Annotated in this window: 16 protein-coding genes; 10 read left to right on the top strand and 6 right to left on the bottom strand. The window is 44.0% G+C overall.

Annotated features, from left to right (window positions below; all coding sequences use genetic code 11):
- The first annotated feature begins 9 nt into the window (after positions 1-9).
- Positions 10-642, top strand: a complete 633-nt coding sequence (locus tag INP51_RS04010) for an ABC transporter ATP-binding protein (protein ID WP_193736441.1) — start codon at positions 10-12, stop codon at positions 640-642.
- A gap of 481 nt (positions 643-1,123) precedes the next feature.
- Entirely contained in the window at positions 1,124-1,735 is a 612-nt protein-coding gene (locus INP51_RS04015) for a DUF3267 domain-containing protein (RefSeq protein ID WP_193736442.1), read from the top strand.
- A 91-nt stretch (positions 1,736-1,826) separates the two neighbouring features.
- Here the strand turns inward: INP51_RS04015 and INP51_RS04020 are convergent, their stop codons facing one another.
- From INP51_RS04020 to INP51_RS04040, 5 genes are all read right to left on the bottom strand, one after another.
- A complete protein-coding gene (locus INP51_RS04020; protein WP_193736443.1) occupies positions 1,827-2,828 on the bottom strand; it encodes a sensor histidine kinase in 1,002 nt (333 codons plus the stop codon).
- Positions 2,825-3,499, bottom strand: a complete 675-nt coding sequence (locus tag INP51_RS04025; protein ID WP_193736444.1) for a response regulator transcription factor — start codon at positions 3,497-3,499, stop codon at positions 2,825-2,827. The genes INP51_RS04020 and INP51_RS04025 overlap by 4 nt, the downstream gene beginning before the upstream one ends.
- Complete coding sequence (locus tag INP51_RS04030; protein WP_193736445.1) at positions 3,496-5,505, bottom strand: FtsX-like permease family protein; 2,010 nt, start codon at positions 5,503-5,505, stop codon at positions 3,496-3,498. The genes INP51_RS04025 and INP51_RS04030 overlap by 4 nt, the downstream gene beginning before the upstream one ends.
- Complete coding sequence (locus INP51_RS04035; RefSeq protein ID WP_193736446.1) at positions 5,495-6,274, bottom strand: ABC transporter ATP-binding protein; 780 nt, start codon at positions 6,272-6,274, stop codon at positions 5,495-5,497. Before INP51_RS04035 ends, INP51_RS04030 begins: the two co-directional genes overlap by 11 nt.
- 178 nt (positions 6,275-6,452) lie before the next feature.
- Complete coding sequence (locus INP51_RS04040; protein ID WP_193736447.1) at positions 6,453-8,291, bottom strand: sigma-54-dependent transcriptional regulator; 1,839 nt, start codon at positions 8,289-8,291, stop codon at positions 6,453-6,455.
- A gap of 239 nt (positions 8,292-8,530) precedes the next feature.
- On the opposite strand from INP51_RS04040, the gene larA reads away from it, so the two are divergent.
- From larA to INP51_RS04080, 8 genes are all read left to right on the top strand, one after another.
- Positions 8,531-9,808 (top strand): nickel-dependent lactate racemase, encoded by a 1,278-nt coding sequence (gene larA, locus INP51_RS04045; protein WP_193736448.1) that lies wholly within the window; start codon positions 8,531-8,533, stop codon positions 9,806-9,808.
- 19 nt (positions 9,809-9,827) lie between these two features.
- Positions 9,828-10,961, top strand: coding sequence for a glycerate kinase family protein (locus INP51_RS04050; protein WP_193736449.1), 1,134 nt, complete (start codon positions 9,828-9,830; stop codon positions 10,959-10,961).
- Between the two features lie 25 nt (positions 10,962-10,986).
- Positions 10,987-11,943 carry a 2-keto-3-deoxygluconate permease gene (locus INP51_RS04055; protein WP_193736450.1) on the top strand — a complete coding sequence of 319 codons (957 nt, stop codon included), beginning with the start codon at positions 10,987-10,989 and terminating at the stop codon, positions 11,941-11,943.
- A gap of 390 nt (positions 11,944-12,333) precedes the next feature.
- A complete protein-coding gene (locus tag INP51_RS04060) occupies positions 12,334-13,344 on the top strand; it encodes a hypothetical protein (RefSeq protein ID WP_193736451.1) in 1,011 nt (336 codons plus the stop codon).
- A 15-nt stretch (positions 13,345-13,359) separates the two neighbouring features.
- On the top strand, positions 13,360-14,991 hold the full coding sequence (locus INP51_RS04065; protein ID WP_193736452.1) for a hypothetical protein: 1,632 nt from the start codon (positions 13,360-13,362) through the stop codon (positions 14,989-14,991).
- A 14-nt stretch (positions 14,992-15,005) separates the two neighbouring features.
- The gene (locus INP51_RS04070) at positions 15,006-15,722 is read left to right on the top strand and encodes a DUF6063 family protein (RefSeq protein ID WP_193736453.1); all 717 of its coding nucleotides are present in this window, start codon (positions 15,006-15,008) and stop codon (positions 15,720-15,722) included.
- Positions 15,715-20,115 carry a coiled-coil domain-containing protein gene (locus tag INP51_RS04075; RefSeq protein WP_193736454.1) on the top strand — a complete coding sequence of 1,467 codons (4,401 nt, stop codon included), beginning with the start codon at positions 15,715-15,717 and terminating at the stop codon, positions 20,113-20,115. The genes INP51_RS04070 and INP51_RS04075 overlap by 8 nt, the downstream gene beginning before the upstream one ends.
- 344 nt (positions 20,116-20,459) lie before the next feature.
- A complete protein-coding gene (locus tag INP51_RS04080; RefSeq protein WP_268885818.1) occupies positions 20,460-20,810 on the top strand; it encodes a sensor histidine kinase in 351 nt (116 codons plus the stop codon).
- A gap of 100 nt (positions 20,811-20,910) precedes the next feature.
- Here INP51_RS04080 and INP51_RS04085 read toward each other — a convergent pair whose 3' ends face one another.
- Positions 20,911-25,188, bottom strand: a complete 4,278-nt coding sequence (locus INP51_RS04085; protein ID WP_193736456.1) for a fibronectin type III domain-containing protein — start codon at positions 25,186-25,188, stop codon at positions 20,911-20,913.
- Positions 25,189-25,288 lie beyond the last annotated feature (100 nt).

The following is a 25,288-nucleotide window of genomic DNA, read 5'->3' on the forward strand; positions in this document are numbered from 1 at the left end:
GAATCTGTTATGAATATTTTAGAACTCAAAAACATCAAGTTTTTCTATCAGAAATCAAAGCCTGTACTGAAGGGCATCAACATCTGTCTGGAAAAGGGCAAGGTATATGCCATCCTTGGCCCGTCGGGGTGTGGAAAAACCACTCTGCTCTCTCTAATTGGCGGACTGGATGAACCTACAAGCGGTGAAATTTTGTACAACGGGACGGAAATCTCAAAGATTGGACTGACCAATCATCGCAAAAACAATGTGTCATTCATATTCCAGAGCTACAACTTGATTGACTATATGACCCCTGCTGAGAATGTCAATCTTACATCAAAGCTGCCCGCACTTCCCGTACTGGAAAAAGTGGGATTGACAAAAGAAGAATCAAAGAGAAATATACTAAAATTATCTGGCGGACAGCAGCAGCGTGTGGCGATTGCACGGGCATTGGCTTCTGATGCCGAAATCCTGCTTGCGGACGAGCCAACCGGCAATCTGGATGAGGACACCGCGCAGAGCATTACGGAGCTTCTATTGGACAGTGCGCATGGTACGGCTTCAAAATGCGTGGTGATCGTAACGCATTCCCATGAATTGGCGAATCAGGCGGATGTAATTTTACGATTGAAAAAGGGTGGCTTGCAAGTACCATAAAATAAGGCTGATTGTTACCTGATATACCACAATGCCCGTCTTGGTTCCAAATGCACAGAACTGGATGCACCAGATAAGCTTCGCATCTTCCATGACTTTTTCCGTACTGGTGAGGAAACAGCCTTTCGTACCATTTGTCAACAAGTTCCCCCGAAATACAGAGCTTTACAAGCTAATGACAACCATGTTTAATGAAAAGTAGAAATTCGCAAAAGTCGCCCACGCGTTGGTCATACTCAATACCCTTTTCACGCTGTATGCTATCGTATGGAATTTTTTTATCACAAGCAGTATTAGGGAAACGTTATTGATGGGTCCTCTAACGCTAATTACAACCGTATGCAGTATTATTTTTCTGGTGATAAAACGCAAATTAAGAAAAAACTAATCTATATGGGGTTATTGTCGATAACAACTTGATACAAAATACCGGGCGTTTTTGACACGCCCGGTATTTTAGAGGGGTATTAGGAAAAGAGAAATGGATAAAAAAGATAAGGTAGCTGAAAAACAAAAAAAATATATATATCATTATGAAAAACTTTGTGCCGATCTGAAAGCTCAAAATCGCAAAAAAATAGAAGTCCTTTATTCGGAGACAAAAGCTTCTGTTTTTGGGCTATGCTGTGCCGCCCCTTTTGTTGCCGCAATTCTTTTTAGCTATTTTTTACTGAATACTAACAATGGAAAACAACACAATATTTTTTATGGCATTATCATACTTATTGCCTGTTTTTCCCTATCCATTATTGTCCATGAGGTATTGCATGGTGTCGGATGGTGTATTGCTGGTAAGGTAAGGTGGTCGCATATCCATATTACTTTTGAAGGTGATATGCCCCTTTGCCATTGTGATGTCCCTCTGAAAGGGAGACAATACCTGGCGGGGGCATTGCTGCCGGTGATACTATTAGGATTTATTCCTGCGGTTATCGCATTTGCTATTCCCAATATTTTTCTAATGATATTTTCTGTTTTGAGTGTTGTAAGTGCGGGAGGCGATTTGTTACTTTCATTGAGAGTAATAAGGCATTGGGATGACATGATAATAGATCACCCAACAGAAGCGGGATTTGTTGCGTTCACGGCCTGATGGCACAAAAAAGGAATTAATATATAGGAAAAGCTATAATCATAATAAAGCAGAGGGAAAGATGAGTGTAGGAGAAGGATAACACGATTTTCTACAGGGTAAAAATCAATTCAATGCAAAACCCTTTCCCTGTAGTTGATATCGGGTCCAGTCGGATTTCGATGCAGAGGGCTTCTGCATACTTTTCAACCAGATATAGCCCCATTCCGGTTGCTTTTTGCCTGTCGGGGTGGTTTCCTGTAAAGCCCTTGTCAAAGATAAATGGTGCATCCTCCGGCGGGATTCCTTTTCCATTATCTGTTACAAAAAGATGTATCTTGTCATCGTTTTGCCATGCCGAAAGAGTCACTTCTCCTCTTTCGGGATCCGAATATTTCAAGGCGTTGTTCATAAGCTGGGAAATCATAAACCGCAGCACTTTCTGGTCCGATATAAGAGTCAATGGCGGCAGCTTATGATGTACCGCAATGTGGCACTCACCGGACAGAAAAGTATAATCATCAACAATTTCCTGAATGCATAGGTCCAGTCGGAACTTTGTGAATTTATACTCTTTGTGGTCGACTTGCAGGCGGGCATAATATAGTACAAGATCTATATTGTTGTTTAACTGTCGCTGCACACGATTCATTCTGGAATAAACGTAAGAACTCATTTCGTCTTTGTGATTGTTTAAGACCAGAGTAGAAAGGGAGAGGGGGGTTTTCACCTCATGTACCCAGCTCTCGATAAATTCCTTATAGGATAGCAGTTCTAGTTCCTTTTCATTCACTTGTGATGTCTGAAAGTGCATCTTCTCATACAGAGTTTCAATTGAATTTGTCCAGTTACGCCCAGTGGCATGCACAAGCTTTTCCTTATTTACTTCATCTGGCATTTCCAGAAAGTTTTCGAAGGCATCTGATATCCTGCGACGATGTCTCGCATCCACGATCACAGAGAATGCAAGTGCGATCAGCGTAAAAAGCAGAATCAGCGGGCCAAAACTTTTGACGGCGGATGGCTGCAGCAGCCATATGACAAAGAAAAGCAGCGAGTCGAAACATAACAGTAATACTGCAAAGTATCCGCAACTTTTTACAAGGCGTTTCATATATGTTCTACCTCCAGACAGTAGCCTTGTCCGCGGACGGTCCTGATAACTTGACTGAGGCCGACTAGTGACAGCTTTTTTCGAAGACGCGTGATGTTCACCGGGACAATATTTTCATCGACAAATTCTTCTGTGTTCCACACGAAAGAAAAGATTTCGCTGTGTGATACAGTCAGAGGATATTTTTCCATCAACAGGCGCAGAATCTTTCCCTCAGTTTCCGGCAATATCAAAGACTGTCTTCTCCACACTAATTTGTAGGTATCCGTATCTAGTGCAAGTGTTTTGACTTGGATCAGGCTGCCTATTTTCTGATAGATCTGCAAAAGTCTGTCCGCACGGGCGAGCAATTTGTCTGGATGGCATGGCTTGATCAGAAAATCATCAGCGCCAAGTTCTAGCCCGTTAAGCTCATCTGAGAGTGTATCCCTTGCCGTCAAGATCAATATGGGAAATGAGGCTCTGCATTTCAGCTCTTTGCACAGTTCAAATCCCGATTTATTTGGCAGATTAATGTCCAGTATCAATAGATTTGGTGCTGCGTCAAGAATCTGCTGTTTGGCAGTTTCAAAGGAAGAGATACCAAAGACTTGGTATCCCCTCTTTTGAAAGGTCAGCATAAGTTCTTCACGTAGATAAATATCATCTTCAGCAATAAGAACTCTTGTCAAGTGGCATCCCTTCTTTCTTCTGTTTCGAGTGAATATATTTCGCGGCAGGCTGTTCTGGTCACGATTTTAATGTAGATAATTTCTATTATTATAAAGACTGTAAGCACAATTAGTGCATAAGTCGTGACGGTGTGGATTGATGTCTCAGCCGGGAGTCTTGTAAGACCGGAAAACATGGAGCAGACGGCAGCAACACTGCTGATTGCTGCAACACCGAGGACAAGTGAGAAGAAGACGGTAATCTGTTTTTTTACACTGTCACAAAGTTCTCTGATCCCGGTTCCGAGCATAAGAAGAGTCAGGTATCTGTGTTTATTCTGCCGCTGCCAAATCAGATACTTTAATCCGATGACTGTATTGGCGATCAACAGAAATAAGATTCCAAGATAAATCGTCAGATAGCTTGCGGATACCGTGTAGAACAGATTGCGTCCAATGCCAGACAGGTAACTGTCGTATTTAAGGCCAGTCTTGGAAAGAATGCTGTCCATCTTTTGAATTGCCTGCATCAGCCCCATTTGATTGATTATCTCATCTTTCAGTGTGATATTTGTGCAGAAAGGGTCAGGCTCTGTTGCCAGCTTTGAAAATAATTCGTCCGGAACGATCAGGGCTGTGGAAAGAGTGATCGCACGGTCAGCTACGATATTATCATGACACAGTTTAGAAAGCAAGGAGTAATTTGTCCCGTTAATCTTGATTGAAACACCTTTTTTAAGGGCACTGTCAAGGGTAGAGAATGTATATCCATCGTTCATTGAAGAGAATAGAGCAGTCTGCCCCTCTGACAGTTCAAGTTTCTTTTTACCCATCGCCTGCATCAAATCATTGTAGGATCCCTCCGAAATCACACGTTCACAAGAAAGATATTCGGCAATATTTCCACCTCTTTCAACTTCACGCAGCGTTTTTGCCAGCTCGTCGGTATTGATTTTTGCATCTGTTCGGGAAAGATAGATGGGATATGAAGTTTTGACTATGTCCCGGATCTCTTTTTCGTCTAAGAGATGATGGATTTCTTGTTCATTTCCAAAAACCGAAAAATCGGTAGAACGGGTCTCTCTTGCATTTCCATGGCCAAGGGAAATACCATAAGAGACACAAGAAAGCGCCAGCAGCAAGAGCAGTGAAGAGATTGCCAGTGTTGAATATTGATGCAGTACATTTTCCTGAAGTTGTCTGCCAGTGAAAGTTGCAAGGCCTTTCGCGCCAGGGCGTTTCCTGCGTATTCTTTTTCCCAGGACTTCCCCTAATCCACGATATAATAAAAAGGTTCCGACAATTCCGGAAAAAAGTAAGAGAGGTGTCGCGTAATTTAAATCCATCAGGTGGAAGAGGCCAAGGTAATATGCAAAAAGCAGTAGGACAACTCCAAGAATAAAAGAAATAGTGCTCTTTGTATTTGACATTTCCAGCTGTGTTTTAACAGAATCACTGTGCAGCAGCTCAGCTGGTTCCGTATGAGCGAGGGAAATACACAGGATGATTAAAGAGAGAAGCTGGACGAGGATATAGCCGCCGATCGTCCAAAGAATAGCTCCGGGTGACAGTGTGAAATGGTGTCCGATAATACCGAGTCCTACAAGCTTTACTGTTACCAAACTGATGATCTCTGTCAGAAAAAGAGCTGCAGGGAGCCCGACCAGCAGCGAGAGCAGACTATTCCAGAGTGTTTCACCAAAAAGCATTGAAAATAGCCGGCTGCGTTTCATGCCGAGCATCAGATACATGCCAAATTCCTTACGCCGGTTGTCCGTCTGATATTTACAGGCAAAATACACTAGAAAGAAGACAAAAAACAATGACAGTATATATACTGCCGGGAGCAGCAACATGAGTTTGTGTACCGCATCGCCTTCAATCGTGGCTAGGAAACGCATGACATCCTGCTCTCCAAGAGACAGAAGCGTATAAAAAGCAACGATGGCGATCACCAGGGATCCGAAAAACAGACCGTTTCCCTTTCGGTTTTTGGCAGCATTTCGATAAACCTGTTTAAAGAACATTTGCACTGCCTCCTCCCAATTGTGCCATAACCGTCACGATTCGTTCATAGAAGTCTGCTGTGGACTCCGTTTTTGTATTTCGGCGAATTTCGTGAAAAAGTTTACCATCTTGAATAAATAAGATGCGGGTGCAGTAACTTGCCGCATTGGCATCGTGGGTCACCAGCATGATGGTTTTGTCCAGTTCCCAGTTGATTTCAGCAAGCTTATCCATCAGTGTTTTTGAATTTTGGCTGTCGAGAGCACCGGTAGGTTCATCTGCAAGCACAATATCCGGGTTTGAAATCAGTGCCCTTGCCGCGGCTGTCCGTTGTTTCTGCCCGCCGGACATCTGTGATGGGAATTTATCAAGAACATCTGTGATTTCCAGTTTTGAGGCGATGTCTTGTATTTTACTTTCGGCTTTCTTTTCTGTAATACCATGAAGGGATAGTGGAAGAACAATATTTTCTCTTGCAGTCATATTGTCAAGCAGTTCGAATTCCTGGAATAAGTATCCGATTTCCCTACCACGATAGTCGGACAGCTGCGTTCCATGAAACTTTGATAAATCCTGTCCATGCAAGATAATCCTGCCGGAACTCGGAGTAGTCATGGTGGCGATACAATTTAAAAGGGTTGTTTTCCCGGAGCCGCTAGCCCCCATAATTCCCAGAAATTCACCCTTTAAAACATCGAAGGTGATTCCGCGCAGAGCCTCTGTCTTATTCGAGGCTTTTCCATAAGTCTTACTCAGATTTTCTACTTGTAGAATTCGTTCAGTATCCATTTTTTCCTCCTCATTCTATGATTCCTTTGGAGCCGCTGCTTTGCATTTCATAATTTAAGTATAAGAGAGAATGAGACAGAAAGCTACTTACAGTTGATGTAAGGTGAAGAAATTTGCGTAACAACTGGAACCGTACTAACGGTATATTCCTTTGTCATCTATAAAAAGAAAAGCTGACTTATTTGTTGTTCATGTATCTCCATAACGTTGTCCGGCTGATTCCGAGCCTTTTGGCGGCGGCTGTCTGATTGCCGTCACAGGTATGAAGAACATGCTGCACAATGTCTTTATTGATGGCATTCAGATTTTGATTTAAATTCAGGGTGAAACTGTTCTCAGGAGAAACAGCGTCATTTTCAGCGGGAGAGGGGGAGGTTTTCTTATGTCTGAAAGCATAAGGAGAAGACAAAACAAGGCCGGATTCCTCTTTCAACAATTCCCTGATCGTTTCTGCTTTTATGTATGGAGTATCTGTCTTTAACACTGCCTCCTTTATGATGCGTTTGAACTGTGTATAGTTATAGGGATAATCATAAGTTTCAAGTAGTTTTATGGCCTCATTTTCCAGTCCGACGACCTGTTTTCCCAGTGTTCGATCCAGGGTATTAATATAAAGCCCGGCAGAGGAAGCAATATCGTATTTTCTCTCGCGCATAGGCTTCATGGGAATTACGATAAGGTCCATAGCATTGATATATCGTATGGCGGTATGCATCACCCCATCGCCGGCGGACTGGGTACAAGAAAAAATCAGATGGTTGCGCACGTGTACATTCGAATCTAAGATCACAGAGAGAAGCTTCTTCTGCCGTTCTTCCGATAAGCGATCGATATTGGAGATGTAGATTGTGTTGCCGTTGTCCGTAAGCGGTGACTGATAATGATTGATGATAAAGTTCCAGCTTCTGTCATTAATAAATGAGCAGTTTATAACATAGAGTGGATGATCTCGAAAATCACTCATCGAGTAATAAAGGAAGGCAGCTCTGTCTTTTCCGGTACCAGTTTCTCCGGTAATCATGATTCCTGTATCTGAGTCTCCGGCTGCCTTTGCATCTTCTATAATTTCCCGGCCCATTTTTGTGTTGCTGTAAAAACTGTTGGTGAAATGATCTTTGGCCTCTTTTTTGTCCATGATGGTAATACCATATTTGGAGTACGTCAGGGGGATTTTGGATGATGTAAGCTGAAAGATGATATACGAGTGTGAGCTATCACCGGATAAAGTGGATTGTACAAAATACATCTGATTTTCTATACGGATGAAAAAAGAATGGTTGGCAGTCTGAGGAGAAAGTTCCGACTCGTCTGACAATTTTTTACAGATCAAAGAAGTTTGACCAGGTTCAAAAGTTGAGAAGAGGCATTGATCATTCCTATCCAAGACAAGGTAATCACTACTGCTGTTTTTTAACACGTGCCTCATAAGCTTTGCGTTTTGGTTTATCTCAAAATTCCTTTCATATTCGTCTATTGCATGATCAACAGAAGTTTTCAGACTTTCCATACTGGAGGTCAAAAGTATCGGTGTGATTCCAATCATTTTTGCATAATCATAGGGAACAGTATCGCAGATTACAGTTTCATAGTCCAGCTTTTTCAACTTATCCAGGAGCACAGTGGCTTCTGACGAAGTACTGATAGAGAAAATGTCAATCGGGGTTTGGAGCAGATCGCATAAAGTCTGCGCGATGTCAGTAAGGGAATGAAACCCGATAAATGCAAAACGGGTATGGGTCTGCTCTGCCATTTTGATACACCTGAGGACATCATAATAATCAATTTTAATATCAGTCACCGGAATCGGCACAGCATTAGAAATCATAGCGGCAGTATTCGCCCTCGAGATAATCAGATCGTATTCCATAAAATATTCTTGTGCAATAGACACGCCTTTTTCCATGTTTCCAAACATAGCGGTTAATTTTATATCCTGTCTCTGCTCTTCATATTGTCTCATCAGGGCTGCGAGTCCTTCATAAGGAGCGATTCCCAATATTTTAATTTTTTTGTCCATATATTCCTCCGGATTGTTTCAAAATTAAACATATTATATACGGAAAGAGTTGAAAAGTAAAGGGCATTTCTTTATGATTATAAGTGAAAGGATAAAAGTGTTTCAAAAGTGAATAACGAACAAAGCTGCCTGCCCTGATCAGGGAAAGATGTAGCCGGTTTGTGTGTATTTCACTGGAAGAAAACGGGCACACTATGAATTGATGTGTGAGAGAAGATGAAAGACAGGAGGAGTATGTGATGAAAGAATTTTTATTACCCTATGGAAAGGGAACATTGAAAGCGGAGATAGAAGAGGATCATCTGGCAGGGGTTCTGCAGTCAGAACTTCACAGCTATCAAGCATCTGAGAGTGGTGCCGAGCTTGTACAGGATGCATTGGAACATCCGATCGGTACACCCAGACTCTGTGATATGGCGGAGGGAAAGAAGAAGATTGTGGTCATTTCATCGGACCATACCAGACCGGTTCCGAGTCATATTATTATGCCACTGCTTCTTGCGGAGATCAGAAAAGAAAATCCGGATGCGGATATCACCATTTTGGTTTCCACAGGACTGCACAGAGGGACAACAAAAGATGAATTGAGATCGAAATATGGTTCCGATATTGTTGACCATGAAAAGATTATTGTTCATGATTGTGATGACAAGGATAACATGGTTTATATCGGAAAACTCCCGTCCGGTGGAAATATCATCTTAAACAGACTGGCTGCAGAGGCAGACCTGCTTGTGGCGGAGGGATTTATTGAGCCGCATTTCTTTGCCGGATTTTCAGGCGGAAGAAAGAGTGTGCTTCCCGGGGTTGCAAGCCGTGAAACTGTGATGTACAACCATAATTCCGGTTTTATAGCAGATCCGCATGCCAGAACAGGTGTTATCGAAGGAAATCCGATACACAAAGATATGTTGTATGCGGCGAGAGCGGCAAGACTGGACTTTATTATCAATGTTGTGATTGATTCAAAACATGATCCGATCTATGCGGTGGCCGGCGACTGTGACCTTGCACATATACAGGGACGTGAATTTCTTGTTTCCAAGTGCCAAGTAGATGCGGTCCCTGCTGATATTGTGATCTCGACGAACGGCGGATACCCGCTGGACCAGAATATGTATCAGTCTGTGAAAGGAATGACCGCTGCAGAGGCAACGGTAAAAAAAGGCGGAGTGATTATTATGCTGTCGAAGGCCGAGGATGGAGATGGTGGAAAGTCATTTCACGAGACATTCCGCGATGAGAGGGATCTAAACCGCATGATGCAGACCTTCCTTGACAGAAAGCCTGAGGAGACGATTGTTGATCAGTGGCAGTCTCAGATTTTTGCAAGACTTCTGCTAAAAGCAACGGTTATCTATGTTTCATCCTGTGATGACCAGCTGGTTGATGATCTTCATATGATTCCGGCACACAGTATGGAAGAGGCTATGGAAAAAGCTAAATCGATTGTTTCAAAAGATGACTATCAGGTAACGGTTATTCCAGATGGGGTATCTGTAATTGTAAAAGAGTGAAAATGAGGGGAGGCTATGCATGAAATTCGTATTAATTCCGGATTCCTTTAAGGGAACACTAAGTTCAACTCAGATTTGTGAGATTGTCACCGGAAGGATTGAGAAACATTTTCCCGGAAGTGAAATTGTTTCGATTCCCGTTGCGGATGGCGGTGAAGGCTCAGTGGATGCATTCATTACAGCTGTCGGCGGAGAAAAGATTTCCAAGAAAGTTAAAAATCCTTATTTTGAAGATATGGATTCCTATTACGGGCTGATCGAGAACGGACAGACAGCTGTGATTGAGATGGCCTCATGTGCGGGTCTTCCTCTGGTTGAGGGAAGAGAAGATCCCAGTCGTACGACTACCTATGGTGTCGGACAGTTAATGATGGCGGCAGCCAGGCGGGGAGTTAAAAAAATAATTGTAGGTCTCGGGGGTTCCAGTACCAACGATGGTGCCTGCGGTGCTGCTGCCGCCTGCGGGGCGAAGTTTTTTGACGCAGATCAAAGAGAGTTTGTGCCGGTTGGAGGAACTCTGTCTGATATTAAGAGCATAGACCTTTCCGGAATGAATCAGGCTCTTAAAAATGTAGAGATTGTTGCGATGTGTGACATTGACAATCCGATGTATGGCCCCGCGGGTGCGGCTTATATTTTTGGCCCTCAGAAAGGTGCCGATGAAAAGATGGTGTCCGAACTGGATCAGGGACTCGTAAATCTTGCCGGGGTAATAGAGAAAACAATAGGGAAGGATATCAGCCAGTTTCCGGGATCAGGGGCAGCAGGAGCCATGGGTGCGGGAATGATTGCATTTTGGAGTGCCGAACTGCAGATGGGAATTCAGACTGTCCTGGATACGGTTAATTTTGACGACTTGATTTTAGATGTCGATTATATCATTACGGGTGAAGGTAAATTGGATTCACAGAGCCTAAGAGGAAAAGTTGTGATTGGAATCGCCGGAAGGGCTAAGAAACAAAAGAAACATGTAATTGCAGTCGTAGGCGGAGCAGATGACAATGAAATCAGGGAAGTCTATGATATGGGAGTTACAGCTGTTTTTCCGATTAACCGGCTGCCTCAGGATTTTTCGGTCAGCAGAAAATACAGCAAAGAGAATCTTGCATATACAGCCGACAATATATTAAGACTGATAAAATCAAAGATGTGATAATACACAAGGAGGAAATTTGCTTATGAAGATTCTACAGACGATAAAGAAGATCCCCGGAGGGCTGATGATCGTACCTCTGCTTCTGGGAGCGATTATCAATACCATTTCCGGTGGAAAAATCTGGGGGATGTTTGATGGAACCTTTACTACTTACTTATGGAAAGATGGCGCTATGCCCATTCTGGCTGCATTTATATTCTGTAATGCCACATCCATTAATTTTAAAAGTGCCGGTGTCACGATCTATAAAGGGGTTGTAATCACAGCTGTAAAAGTCGGACTCGGTATCTTAGTCGGGCTGCTATGTGGAAAAATATTTGGAGATAAGGGCTTTCTTGGTCTTTCCACTCTGGCAATTGTTGCGGCTATAGCGAATTCCAATGGAGGCTTATATGCCGCACTGGCAGGTGAATACGGGGATGCGACAGATGTAGGTGCTGTATCAATCCTGTCTATTAATGATGGCCCGTTCTTCACGATGGTTGCTCTGGGAGCTGCCGGTATCGCGAAAATCCCAGTAACGATGCTTCTGGGATGTATTATTCCTGTGATCTTGGGATGTATACTGGGGAATCTGGATGATGATATCCGCAAATTCTGTGAGCCCGGGGCATCCATGTTGATTCCATTCTTTGCTTTCCCTCTGGGGGCAGGACTAAATATCATGAATCTGTTAAAGGCAGGGGCTCCCGGAATTATTTTAGGAGTGGCCAGTACGCTGATTACGGGACTTGGTGGTTACCTTGTGTATAAGCTTTTGAGGATGGATCATCCCGAAGTTGCTGCAGGTATCGGTACTACAGCGGGAAATGCAGCAGCCACACCTGCGGCGGTGGCAGCAGTAGATGGGTCTCTTTTGGTTGTCGCGGAAGCGGCGACCGCACAGATTACAGCGGCTATTATTGTGACAGCGATTCTCTGTCCGCTAATGGTTTCATGGCTTCATAAGGTAGAAGAAAAGAAACGTGTGAAAGCTTAAAATAAATTATTACGGTCAAAATGCAGCCGCAAAGTTAAATAAAGCCAGAATGGCAGTCAGATTAATAGACTGCTGTTCTGGCTTTATTTGTTCTTAATTGGAGGTTTAGAATAAATTAGTATTAGTGAATAATATTGATGAAATTTTTTAAGAGCTTTTACTGTCCGATAAGAAACAGGAAGGTTTTGGTTTACTATCTTCTTGGAATCATCTATAATAAGTTTATCACACAATACACGGATTTCCCCCATAAGTTGCTGTTGCAAGAAAGAGGAGAGAGAATTGCCAATTATCAGATAGTGTCGTAAAACCCCTTGCTTTGCAAATAGACTGAGTCAGAATAAGCTGACATACGACAACTGGTGACGTAGAAGGAATTGATGATAGATTATGAAACGAATAACACTTGAACATCTGCTGAAGCATCAGAAGCACAAAACCTATCCTGAACAGTATGATTATATCATGTCCCTTTTGGAAAATGCTAAGATAAAACCGCTGAAGGCTTCAGGAACCAATGGAAAAAAACCTGCCCTCTATCGTGAATACTGGATTTTAGAGAAGAAGAAGGATTACAGCGCACTGGAAGATGAGTTGAAATTCAAACTTCTTCCCATGATTTCTGTGGATTATTATCTTTCTCATCAGGATGTCTATGAGAAAGACAGGCAATGGGTGCTGATGCTCAATGATTATCTGAAAGACAGTTCAAAGCTGCTGGATGTTCAGGAGTCAGAGAATGAAAGAAGCTTTGAGATCTGGGGTCATGAGAAGTTCTTGACACGTGGCTGCGGGAAACATATCTTACAGAGATGTGGTATTGACCTGAAATTGTTGAATGTTTACGGTACGACGGAGCCTCTGGCTTACTATTCGCATACCAGGAATACTCCTCAGAACCTGTTGATTCTGGAGAATAAAGATCCATATTACAGCATGCGGAGGCATCTGCTTGCGGGAAAGGATACCATACTTGGCGCCAGAATTGACACTCTGATCTATGGGGCGGGGAAAGGAGTTCTCCGCTCTTTTCGAGATTTTGATCTATGCGTAGAGCCTTATATGAAAGACAGCAGGAATATGATGCTTTATTTCGGAGATCTGGATTATGAAGGGATTGGAATCTATGAGAATCTTGCGGAGATGTTTCAGGAGAGATGGGGGATCCGGCCTTTTATACCTGCTTATTTGGCAATGATGCAGAAGGCGAAGACAGCAGCGAATTCTGGGGATGAGAAACAGATGCTGACGTGTCTGCCGGATACAAAAGAAAGACAGAACCGGAATATCAGGGATCTGTTCTTCTCGTATTTTGGAGAAGCAGATGTCAAAAAGATGAAGAAAATCCTGGAGCTTGGGAAGTATATTCCCCAGGAAATATTGAATATTACAGATTTCTAAAGAGGACAGAAGACTATGCAGCATGAATTTTTAAAGCATTTTCCCAAACGGATGAAGAACGTAGGCTTGTATGCGGTGTTGATTCAGAACAGTATCCAAAAGACCACGTGGAGGCAGTATGGATATATGACATCGGATGAACAGTTGAATCTGATCTTTGCGGTGATGCTTTATATTATGGAACAATCACTTCGGGAAGATAATTGCACGATGGATGATATCGGTGCCTATATTGACACAATTAATGTCCAGTACTGGCATAAGGGCATGAACTATGAGGACTGCCGGCAGCTGGGCGATTTTATCGTCAATGTCATCCTGTCTAATGATGGCCGAATCATGCAGTTTGATGGTTTCAACTTTGAAGAGAATACCTATCAGACGATGAACATCAGCTATGTAGCGAATAAGATTGTCTATGTAGATCTGGAAGTGAAACGAACCTCATATTATCTGACTGATGACGGTTATAATCTTCTTCTCGGGACTCTGGAAATTGAGAATAACATGAAATTGACGATTCATGAGATGATCTTTCAGATGCATCTCGAGAAGCAGAGCTACGACAAGGCGGTAGATGAAATAAAAAATGTTTTCAATTTGCTGCGGATTCAGCTGCAGAAGATTCAGGAGGCAATGAGTAAGATCCGGAGAAATGCACTGAATTACTCGGTTCGTGATTACGAAGATGTGTTAAATGAGAATCTCGAGACAATCGGGGACACCCAGGAGAAGTTCCAGAATTACCGGGAACTGGTGAGAAACCGGGCAAGAGAACTTGAGAATGAAAACATCAATGTCAGGCGCCTTGGCAAGAAAGACGAGGAGAATCTCAACAACCTCCGTGTGATAGAAAGCTACCTGAACCGGGCAATCGATGAGCACCAGAAGATACTCAACAATCATTTTGATCTGAAAGCACTGTACACGAAAGAACTGGAAGATCTGACACAGATGTCACTCATCCGGCGGTTTCCGATGCGGAGGGAGCTGTATGACAAAGTTCTGGAACAGCCGGAAGCATTGGAACGGATCGATCTCTTCCTGCGCCCGCTGTTCAACAAAGATCCCGGGAAGGTGTATAATCTGAATAAAGCATTCCAATATCAGAAGCCGGCCAGAAAACATACAGAAGAAGACACGCAGGAAGACCTGGATTTTGATGAAGAGGCGTGGCAGAAAGAGCAGGAAAAAAAGCTGGATGAAAAACTGAAAAAGTATGAGAACAGCCTTTCCTTCCTGTTAGAAAAAGCATGTGTAACCGGTGAAGTTTCACTGTCTAAGATCTGTGATCAGATATCGGAGAACCCGGCCGGGCAAGACAGACTGATTCCCAATGTAGAGATCTTCAAGGAGATCATGGTGGAAATGATCAAGAACGATGTGATTGATATAGATGCCTTAGAGCGGGAGAGAAGAGAGAATCTCCAGGACAGAAAAAAAGAGTTTCAGCTCAACAGTATGCTGCTGAAACTGATCCTGGATGAGCCGCGAAAGAAGATCACCCTGCCGGATGGAAGTGCAGTTCGCCGGATTGTGACGTCCAAAACCTTGGATAACAGCTATGTTACATTTTCCGATGTATTAAGTGAAAACGGTGAGAGAAAAGCAATTCGCTGCTCGGATGTGATCATCCGGGTGATGTAGAAGGGATTTTTAAAATGGCATACGAAATAGATGAAATCAAGACGAGCCAGGAGATCTTTTATTATCTGTTGGAACATCATGAACTGCGAGAGGAGGACGAGAATCTTCTATATAAGGCCTATACGGAAGAAGAACCGGTACAGAATCTGGTGAAATCACAGGGAAAAGCGGCCCTTTCCAGTATTGAACGTTATGGTAATGTGATCTACCTGATTCCTCACGAAGATAACAATATTCTTGGCTTCTCAAAGGCACAGCTGAAGGCGGTTCTGTGTAAGTCGAATGCGACTGACAAAGATTATTATCTCTCCCAGTTTGTGATTCTTACCCTTCTCGTGGAATTCTTTGACGGGCAGGGAAGCAGCAGTAAGACGAGAGAATATATCCGTGTGGGAGAATTACAAAACTGTATCTCTACACGGTTAAAAGAAGGAACAGAAAACCTGGGAGAAGAAGGAGAAGAGCGAGAGAATATTGCGTTTTCCGATATGCTTGAAGCCTATGAGGCACTGCGATCCGATGAGAGAGGATCCCGTGCCCGGACAACGAAGGAGGGGTTCCTTCATTATATCCTGATTTTTCTGCAGAAACAGGGACTGATCGAATACGTGGAGCAGGATGAGATGATCAAGACAACCAAGAAACTCGATAACTTTATGGACTGGAATCTGTTGAATCAAAACAATTACCAGAGAGTTATGCAGGTACTGGGGGTGGCAGAAGATGAGTAAGATCAACGGCTTTCGCATGATCAATGTCAATTACAACAACAATGCAATCCGGATCAGCGATGAGGCCTTTCATCTGAATGGGGAGAGTACGCTCGCCTCTCTTCGAAATGGCGGCGGGAAATCAGTACTGGTGCAGATGCTGATGGCACCATTTGTACATAAGAGATATCGCGACGCGAAGGACCGTCCGTTTGACAGTTATTTTACGACGAACAAGCCTTCCTTTATTCTGGTGGAGTGGGTTCTGGATCAAGGAGCCGGCTATGTGCTCACCGGGATGATGGTAAGGCGTACCCAGGATGTTGAGAACACGAATGGCAGTAATCTGGAGATGATCAATATCATCAGTGAATATCAGCAGCCCTGTATGCAGGATATGCATCATCTTCCTGTCGTAGAAAAAGGGAAGAAGACGATGGTACTCAAGAACTTTATGGCTTGCAGGCAGTTGTTTGAATCTTATAAGAAAGACAGCTCCGTAAACTTCTTCTATTATGATATGAACAATTCCGCGCAGTCGAGGCAGTACTTTGATAAACTAAAGGAATACCAGATCGACAATAAGGAATGGGAGACCATCATACGGAAGATTAATCTGGAAGAATCCGGTCTTTCCAACCTCTTTGCCGACTGCAAAGACGAACGCGGCCTCGTGGACAAGTGGTTCCTGGACGCGATCGAGAGTAAGCTCAATAAAGATAAGAACCGAATGCAGGAATTTCAGAAAATCGTAGAAAAGTATGTCGGGCAATATAAAGATAATCAGAGCAAGATAAAACGCAGAGACACCATTCGTGCGTTTAAGGAAGAATCCGGACAGATAACAGAGAAGGCCCAGCTCTGCCAGAAGACCGGAGATAAGAAGAGACACCAGGAAAACAAGATTGCTCATTTTATAGAGAAGCTATCCGAACTCCGGGAAGAAACCAGTGGCAGTTATCAGGAGTCCCTGCGGCAGAGCGAAGAGGTAGAGCAGGCGATCTCCCATGTCCAATACGAAAAGCTTTCCAGTGAGGTTCATCAGCTGGAAGATGACCAGAGTTTTCACGTCAGCAATCGTCTGATGATCGAGATGGAGCAGGAAGAGCTCGAACAAGAGGTAGAAAAGACAGAAAGATATCTTCATCTTCTCCTGTGTGCGAAACAACAGGAATTGACGAAAGAGGAAGAACGCGATCTTCTGCTGCTTCGGCAGAAACTGGAAGTTTCCCGGCAGAAGGATGAGGACCTGAAACCGGAGAGAAACCGTCTTGGGTATCAGTTGAAATGTTATTATGAACGTGCGCTGGACGAAAACAAGGAGCAGGGAAAAGACAAGAAAGAACTTCATCGTCAGGTAATGGAGCGTATCGGTACAGAGAAAGAAAAGATATCGAAATTAGAAGAAGAGATCCGTCAGAAGATGGCCAAAGAGGGGTCACTTCAGAGCAAAGTGGAGTCCTATAGCACTCAGGAGGATCGCTACAACAACAGTTACGGGGAAAGTCTTACCCGCAATATTCTCGGCACCTATGAACCGGGAACGATGGAGATACGAAAAAAATCATATCAAAAAGAGCTGGATGAGGAGACCCGGCGGCGCCTGCAGATGAAAAAGCAGATTGAGGGTTCAAAGAATGACCAGAGAAGTCTGGAACGGTCTCTGTCGGATCTTGAGAGAGAAAAGATTCAAAAGCAGCTCAAGAAAGAGCAGCAGGAAAAACAAAAAGACAAGTATGACCGGGAACTTGAAAAACGTAAGGTTATCATGACTTATCTGGAGATGGATGAAAACTCTCTTTTTGATACCGTTAGGATTCTTAAGACTTCTGAGAGAAAACTAATGGAGATTGCGGCATTGCGGAGGAACCTGGAAAAAGAGGAAGACACCCTCCAAAAAGAGTATCAGAGTCTAACACAGGGGAAGGTCCTCGAGCTTCCAAAAGAATTCGAGACGGAACTTCACAAGATGGACATCCATGTCGTCTATGGCATGGAATGGCTGAAGAAAAACGGATACACAGAAAAAGAGAACCGGAAGCTGGTAGAAAGTCATCCCTTTCTTCCATATGCCCTGATTCTTTCCCAAAGGGAGATGGAAAAGCTGTCCGGGAATCCGAAGACTGTCTTCACTTCCTTCCCGATTCCGATCATGGTGCGAGAGGATCTGGAAGAAAAGTCAGGGCAAATGCAGTCCGGAATTGTGGAATATCCGGATGTCAGTTTCTATGTACTGTTCAATGAAAATCTACTGAATGAGAAAAAACTCCGTGTTCTGGTGCAAGAGAAGGAGCAGCAGATCCAGAGAAAGAAAGAAGCGGCAGCGATCCGACAGTCGGAGTATGAAGAATACTTTGAACGCCGCGAGAGTATCAAAAACCAGGAAGTGACGAAAGAAAAACTCGAGAAAAATAAAGAGGCGGTCGGGGAACTTGGCATGCAGCTGAAACAACTGGATGAGAAAGCCAAAAAGACATCATCAGAACTAGCAGAACTGAAAACAGAACGTGACCGCCTGGAAAAGGAGATCCAGAAGTCAGAGCAGAGGATCTTTCATCAGAAGCGGCGGATGGAAGACTATATACAGCTATGTGAAGCCTATCAAATCTATGAACAGAATCGACAGGCACTGGAGAGATGCAGCAGTGACATTTCAGAAAAGAAAGAAAATCAAAGATCCTCCAGGGGTCAGCTTGACCGCCAGACAGAACGTCAGAGAGATCTGGAGACAAAAATTGACCAGCTGGAGAGAGAAGCACATGATCTGAGTGACAAATTCCAGATATATGCGCGATATTCCAGGGTGGAAGCGGATCTGTCAGGGCAGGATTTCGCTGAAATGGAGGCACGCTATGGTGCCATCACTTCCAGTATGTCACAGGAACTTCAGGATCTGGAAGCACAGGAGCAGAAAGCGTCCCGGCGTTATGAAGAGGCGCTGGATGAGCTGACTCATCTGAGTGGGAAATATCATCTGAATTCAGAGGAATGGCGAGACATACGTTACGACCGGAAAGGGGAATCTCACAGAGAGATTCTTCTGGAGGACGTCAGAAAGAAGCTGAATGTCAAGAATATGCTCTGGAATGAGGAGGACAAACAGATTGCCGTCCTGATTCAGCAGAAAGAGGACCGGTTGAAGCGGATCAAAAGTGAATGTGGTGAAGATCATGCTCTTTCGAAGGCAGAGATTTCGGATCAGGACTTTGATGCCAGAAGGAATAAACTCCTATATCAGAAAACTGAGATTCAAAAGCAGGAGAATAGCCTGAAAAGTCGTCTGCAGAGCTATGATGAGAACCTGACCGCACTGGCAGAGTATCATGATCTTCCCCTCCAGAATGAGGTTGTGTGGGAGCAGAACTTTTCCGCGATGGATAGCCGTGCCCTGCGAACCTTTAAGGGCATTCTGATTCGTGATTATAATCAGCACATCCGTGACGGACAGGAGGCGAAGGAAAGGATGGTTCATGTCTTAAATCGAATTGTCCGCATGGACCAGTTCCAGGATGATTTCTATAAGAAGCCGCTGGAGTCCATGCTGGAGTTATCGGAGGACGCATCTTCCGTACTGAAACAACTTGCCACCACACTACAGTCCTACGACAGTCTGATGGAGAAGCTGGAAGTAGATATCTCCCTCGTGGAGAAAGAGAAGAAAAAGATTGTGGAGCTGATGGAGGATTATCTCAAAGAAGTGCACCAAAATTTGGGAAAAATCGATCACAACTCTACGATCATAATCCGAAACCGCCCGATTAAGATGCTCAAGATTCAGGTTCCCGCTTGGGAGGAGAATGAAAACCTCTACCAGATGCGTCTGCAGGATTTCATCGATGAGATTACGAAAAAAGGAATTGAACTGTTCGAGAAAAATGAAAATGCCCAAGAGTATTTCGGAACCCATATCACAACCAAGAATCTGTACGATGCGGTGATCGGTGTGGGGAATATTCAGATCAAACTGTATAAAATCGAAGCACAGCGAGAGTATCCGATCACCTGGGCGGAAGTTGCCCGCAATTCAGGCGGTGAGGGGTTCCTCTCGGCTTTTGTGATCCTGACCAGTCTGATGTACTATATGCGAAAGGATGACACCGATATTTTTGCAGATAAAAATGAGGGAAAAGTTCTGATTATGGATAATCCATTTGCTCAGACGAATGCCTCCCATCTGCTGAAACCACTGATGGAGATGGCAGAAAAGACGAATACCCAGCTCATCTGTCTGAGCGGACTTGGCGGAGAGTCTATCTATAACCGGTTTGACAATATCTATGTTCTGAATCTGATTTCAGCCTCTCTGAGAAACGGTACAGAATACCTGAAAGGCGATCATATCCGGGGAGATGATCCTGAGACCATGGTAGTATCACAGATTGAGGTGATGGAGCAGCAGGAATTGCTGTTTTGAGAACAATGCGACAGCCCCTTCTCCTTTATTTGCCTTTCAATCTTGTAATTTAACTGAAAGGGAACTGAAAGGTTTCTCAATTATAATAAAAATGATGAACATGTTTGTTCGGGTCACAAGGTCATGCTTTTTCATGCAAACATGAAACGCAGGACCTTTTGATCCTGGTATCATAAAAACTAAGTAAAAACCTTAGCTCTACAGATACGCTTGGACCAGTTGCAGATGACTATAAGCCTTCAATCAGAGGATGCTAAGGAATCAAATCAACTAATTATCTAGACCCGCTGGCAAAAGAAAGACAGGTATCCATTGTCGCTAATCTGGAAACTACGGTTGCCTACGTGGGAGATTCTTATTGGATCTCACAGGCACTACTTAACATTATGAAAAATGCTGTTGAACATACCAATATGAACGGAAAGATATTTGTCTGTCTGAAAGAAAAGGGTACAACGGTGAAGCTCAGAATCGAGGATGAGGGGACTGGAATCTCGGCCGAAGAGTTGCCGCATCTATTCGAAAGGTTCCATCGGGGATCATTTACGAAAGCCGGATACGGAATTGGACTCAATATGGCTTATGATATCATAAAGGCTCATCACGGAACACTAAGTGCGGGAAATAGGATGGAAAAGGGGGCATGGTTTCTGGCGGAATTCCCAATACTCGAAGGAAGCAGGACCTATCAATAAGGGAGAGCCATCAGGCTCTCCCTTAAATGTTCTCATATAATTGATATAAACGTCTAAAGCCAGTGGGATTGCGGTAGCCCTATTTCAATATCCAATAATATTATCTGAAACTGCTGATGAGTTCCGATGAATATTGCAGGATCATTGATGCGTCTCTGGTATCGATGACACCGTCGAGATTGACATCTGCCGCATCTTTGGCATCCCAAGTGAGGTCATCCAGTTCTGCGGCTGATCTTAAGAGGGAAACAGCATCTTTGGTAGTTACTTCACCGTCTCCATCCAAATCTCCGAGGATACGCACCTGGGATAATTCCTCAGTAAGTGCACTGATGGAATTTTTGACATCTGCAATTGTCGCATCAATATTTTGATATACGATGTTCGCCTGATCAAGTGTTTCTCTCAATCCCTGTATAGAAGTCGGAGTGTATTTTATCTCCTCAGCAAGAATTGATTCCGCCTTTTCAATCCATGGCTTGAGATTATCACGATTTCCCCGTAATACTAATCCACCAATGGCATCACTGATCTGATTGCTGATATCGGAAATCTGTGAGGAGGTTCGATTATCATCGGCAAGTATGACCTCTGCATTTTTGAGTGCATTCTCCAGATCAGAGATCGAAGTACTTGTAAACTTCTCTTTCTCACTGAGAAATTCGTTCGCAATATCTACCAGTTTTTGCAGGTTTGAAGCATCCGCAATGTCCAACAGATGAATCATGGCATCGAGCAGTTCATTGCTGTGTTCGTCAAGTTCACTCTGGCTGATGGAGGGATTCTTCAGATCCTTGTTTACCAGATCCAGTGCGTGTTGAAGTTTCTGGATGGCATCCGGACGATATTTATGGGATTCCTGGAGAATCTTTTGGGCTTCGCGGACCAGAACTTCTGCTGCTGTTGTGTTTGGTCCCTCGTTTAGATCGTTAAAGGCTTTTGCGAGATCTGCATATGCGGCGTCATATTGTTCCTGTGTGGTTTCATCCGATTGCAGCAGGCTTTTTGCATTGTTGTATTTTTCTATCAAAGCTGCCCAGGAATCTTTTGTGAAGTCTTGTTCATCCAGACCATCCACCATTTCCAGAAGCTTTTCGAGAGCATATCTTGTAGTCTCATCAGGTTTTGATGGTTCTGTCGGTCCAGCCGGAATATTGTCAATTCGTGAAGTACTGATACCTTTTACGGTCCAGTTGAAATCGGCCATCTTGTCGAAATTACCCATCGTCTGCTCTGCCTTCCACCAGCTATCCCCTGCTTGAATCGTGAAAGTATGCTCTTTTGTGAGATCAAGCCCGGAAATTGTCCAGGTTGTATCAGAGGTTGTGATTGCACCATTTACCGGGTTAAAAGCTTTTCCATCTTTTCCAAATACGGGTATCTGATCTACATAGACACGATACCCATTTACCTTTGTGTCATCCGATGCGGCATCCCAGGTCAGTACCACATCACCGTTATCAGAAACAGTTGCGGTAACTTTGACATTTTCCGGGAATACAGGGGCTTTGTAGTCATAGTTGTCCAAGGTTCGGATGGATGCCTGATTGTAGGAGAATTCTGTTCCGGCATCGGTAAATGCCTTGATTTCTACGTTATTGTCCGTGCCTGGGGTGAGACGTCCAATCTGTTTTGATACAGTTTCAGAATTCTTGTAATCCGGAATCTGATAGTTATAGACTGTCTTTTTCAAATCCCCGTTGGCATATAGTTGATATCCGCGTACTCTTGCGTCGCTTTGATATGCGGACGGCCATTCTGCCTGTGCACAGGTGTAGATACCATTGGAAAGAGCTACATCAATCGAAGCAGGGGCGGTGATATCTGCTGTATCAAGATCTCCGGATGTTGTAAGCGTTGTCTCGCCAAGTTCTGTCTTGTTTCCGGTTTCATCACTCGCATAGATTTTAAATGTATACGTTACACCGGAGGAGAGTCCGGGGAGTGTCGCAGATGTCTCTTCAATTCCATCAACAGCGTCCACCTTTTCATCGTCGAGGAACGTATCGACACCATAGAGTACGTTACCGGAATTGTCATCGGCTGCACTCCAGGAAAGATCAGCGGATCTTCCGTCTTGGGCGGACACAGCATTTATTTCAGATGCAGGATCAATCGCGGGAGCAGAGGAAATATTGTCCATGACAGCGGTGTCTGCGTTTAATGTTTCAAGTGTACTGCCCTGAAAACGGATGTTTTTGCTGTATTTGATATTGGTCCATGCTCTATCGTTTTTTTTGTCAATTGCTTTCCCGTTATAGGAATTGGTCTTGACATTATAGAATACGGAGTTTTCACATCCTGTGAGTGTATCCCATCCATTATAATTCTTGAAAGAACCATTTCCGCCTACATCTCCGAAGGTGATGTCCTGAAAATAAAGGTTGCTGTGAACGTGCCATGGCTTGTCCGGATGGTTGACGGGGTCTACATCCGCGTATACACAGATCGTATTCTGGGTTGGTCCATATACGGAGATATTATAGGAAGCAAAATTGTAGAATCTTCCAATTTCTGCTGCCTCAGTGGAGGAGGCACTGTTCGGGTCACTGTAACTTGTAGTGAGCACCCAGCCCTGTGTGGGATCTGCTGCTGCACAGTCACGCATGGTGATGTTAGCACCAAAACCACCGTTTGTCGGTGCACTCTTGAAGCGAAAAGCTGCATCAATGTGATTCATCACCGTATCCTCGAAGAGAACATCCTGAATTCCGTTTCCGGTATGGCTGCCTGCGGCAAGACCGCCGTGTCCCTCGCGGAGGAAGTTGTTGAACATCCAGACTTCCGAGTTGGTTTGAATGTCACAGTCTCTGGCACCTTCGCCGACAGAAGCGCCGAATCCCAAGTTATCATCTCCGGTGTCATTGCAGTTATTCCAACAGATGACATTCTGGGAACATCCAAATCCAAGACCGTCCCCATTATTGCCGTCGTAGGAGAGAACCTTGACATTTGTTGCTGATACGTTCCTGGAATCTAAGATATTGACGGAGTGATTGGCCGGATTCATGACTGTTACGTCACCTAGGTATACATTTGTGACATTTCTCATGATGATCAGACTGGAACGTGTCGCATACGCATTTGTCAAATCGGCCGCATCTATCTCTGAAAGCTTGTCATCTTTGTTTGTGGCAATTTTTCCTGCCAGTGCGTTTACCACATCATCGGAATACTTCTTGCTTCCGTTCGCATCTGTTACATTGGACAGATATTTTCTTGCTGAATCTGCAGCCTGCACACCGTAGTGATATACTTTTTTGTTGTTGCCGGCAACCCATCTGGGAAGTGCGTATTTTTCGTTGCCCTCGACCGTAAGATCGACATCGCCGGCCTGTTGTGTGGAAGGATCTCCGGCATTCGGGATGTATCCATCTTTATAGATTGCATCTTTTGCGCCATATTTCCAGCCGTTTCCATAGACAGTGCCATTTCCGGTTACACGGATATTTTCAAGCGGCTGTGATTCATCGGAACTTACAGCATTGATCAGCCCCCAGCCTCTGGTATCCGTGTAGAAGGGATACATGTGGAAGCCGATCTCAAAGTGATCACTGTTCGGTGATGCCCATAACGTTCCGTTGACTTCAAGAGTCATGTCACTTTTCAGCCAGATTGCGCCGGAGACGAAAGTACCTTCCGGGATCACAACCTTGCCGCCAGGAGTACATGCATCAATTGCATCCTGAATGGCTTTTGTGTTTGCTTCTATAAAGGTGTTTGTCTCGTCGTCATATGTTGTGTAGCCCTCGGAGGTTTTGGCACCATACTCGGTAATGTCAAAAACTTCCGGAGAAGGGGTGGTTTTCTGATCAATTGATTTGGGAGTGCCTAGCTCATTGCCGGCCTCATCGATGGCGACAACTGAGAAGGAATAATTGGTATCTGGCTTTAATCCCGTTGCCAAAAAGGAGTGGATATCGACATTTACGGTATCAATATCACTATTGCCCTTGTCTTGATAATAATCGTAGAATGCATCCATGTATTTCGCAGTCCATTCGGCGTTAACTTTGAAGTTCTCCCGTGCAGTTTCCTGAAGTTTTCCATTGATATAGACGTGATAATCGGCTATATTATCATACTTTTCGGGTTTCTTCCAGACCAAACCGATACTGGTATCATCGTAAGCCAGTGTGGGAACCAGAAGGTCAGAGATATCATTGGATCCTCTCGCTTTATCAAAAAGAGGGCTGTCCAGATCTTTCGTGCCAAAGGTGTCGCTGCTTATGACATCGAAGACTTTGCTGTCCACGTACTTGTCGTGTCCTTCGGTGCCAGGCATTCCGGCTGCCCTTGTGTTTACTGTGGAGAAAACTGTTGTGAGCGTTATGAGTGTGGCTGACAGACATAAAGCTGATTTGAATTTATTATTCATAGATGAACCTCCGCTATGGTGTGGGACAGCAGGACTGGATCCACAAAGCTGTGTAGCAGTCCGCGCTGCCGTTGAGTTAAAAAAGCCGAAATGGAGATTC

Source organism: Blautia liquoris (assembly GCF_015159595.1).
In the GTDB taxonomy this organism is placed as follows: domain Bacteria; phylum Bacillota; class Clostridia; order Lachnospirales; family Lachnospiraceae; genus Novisyntrophococcus; species Novisyntrophococcus liquoris.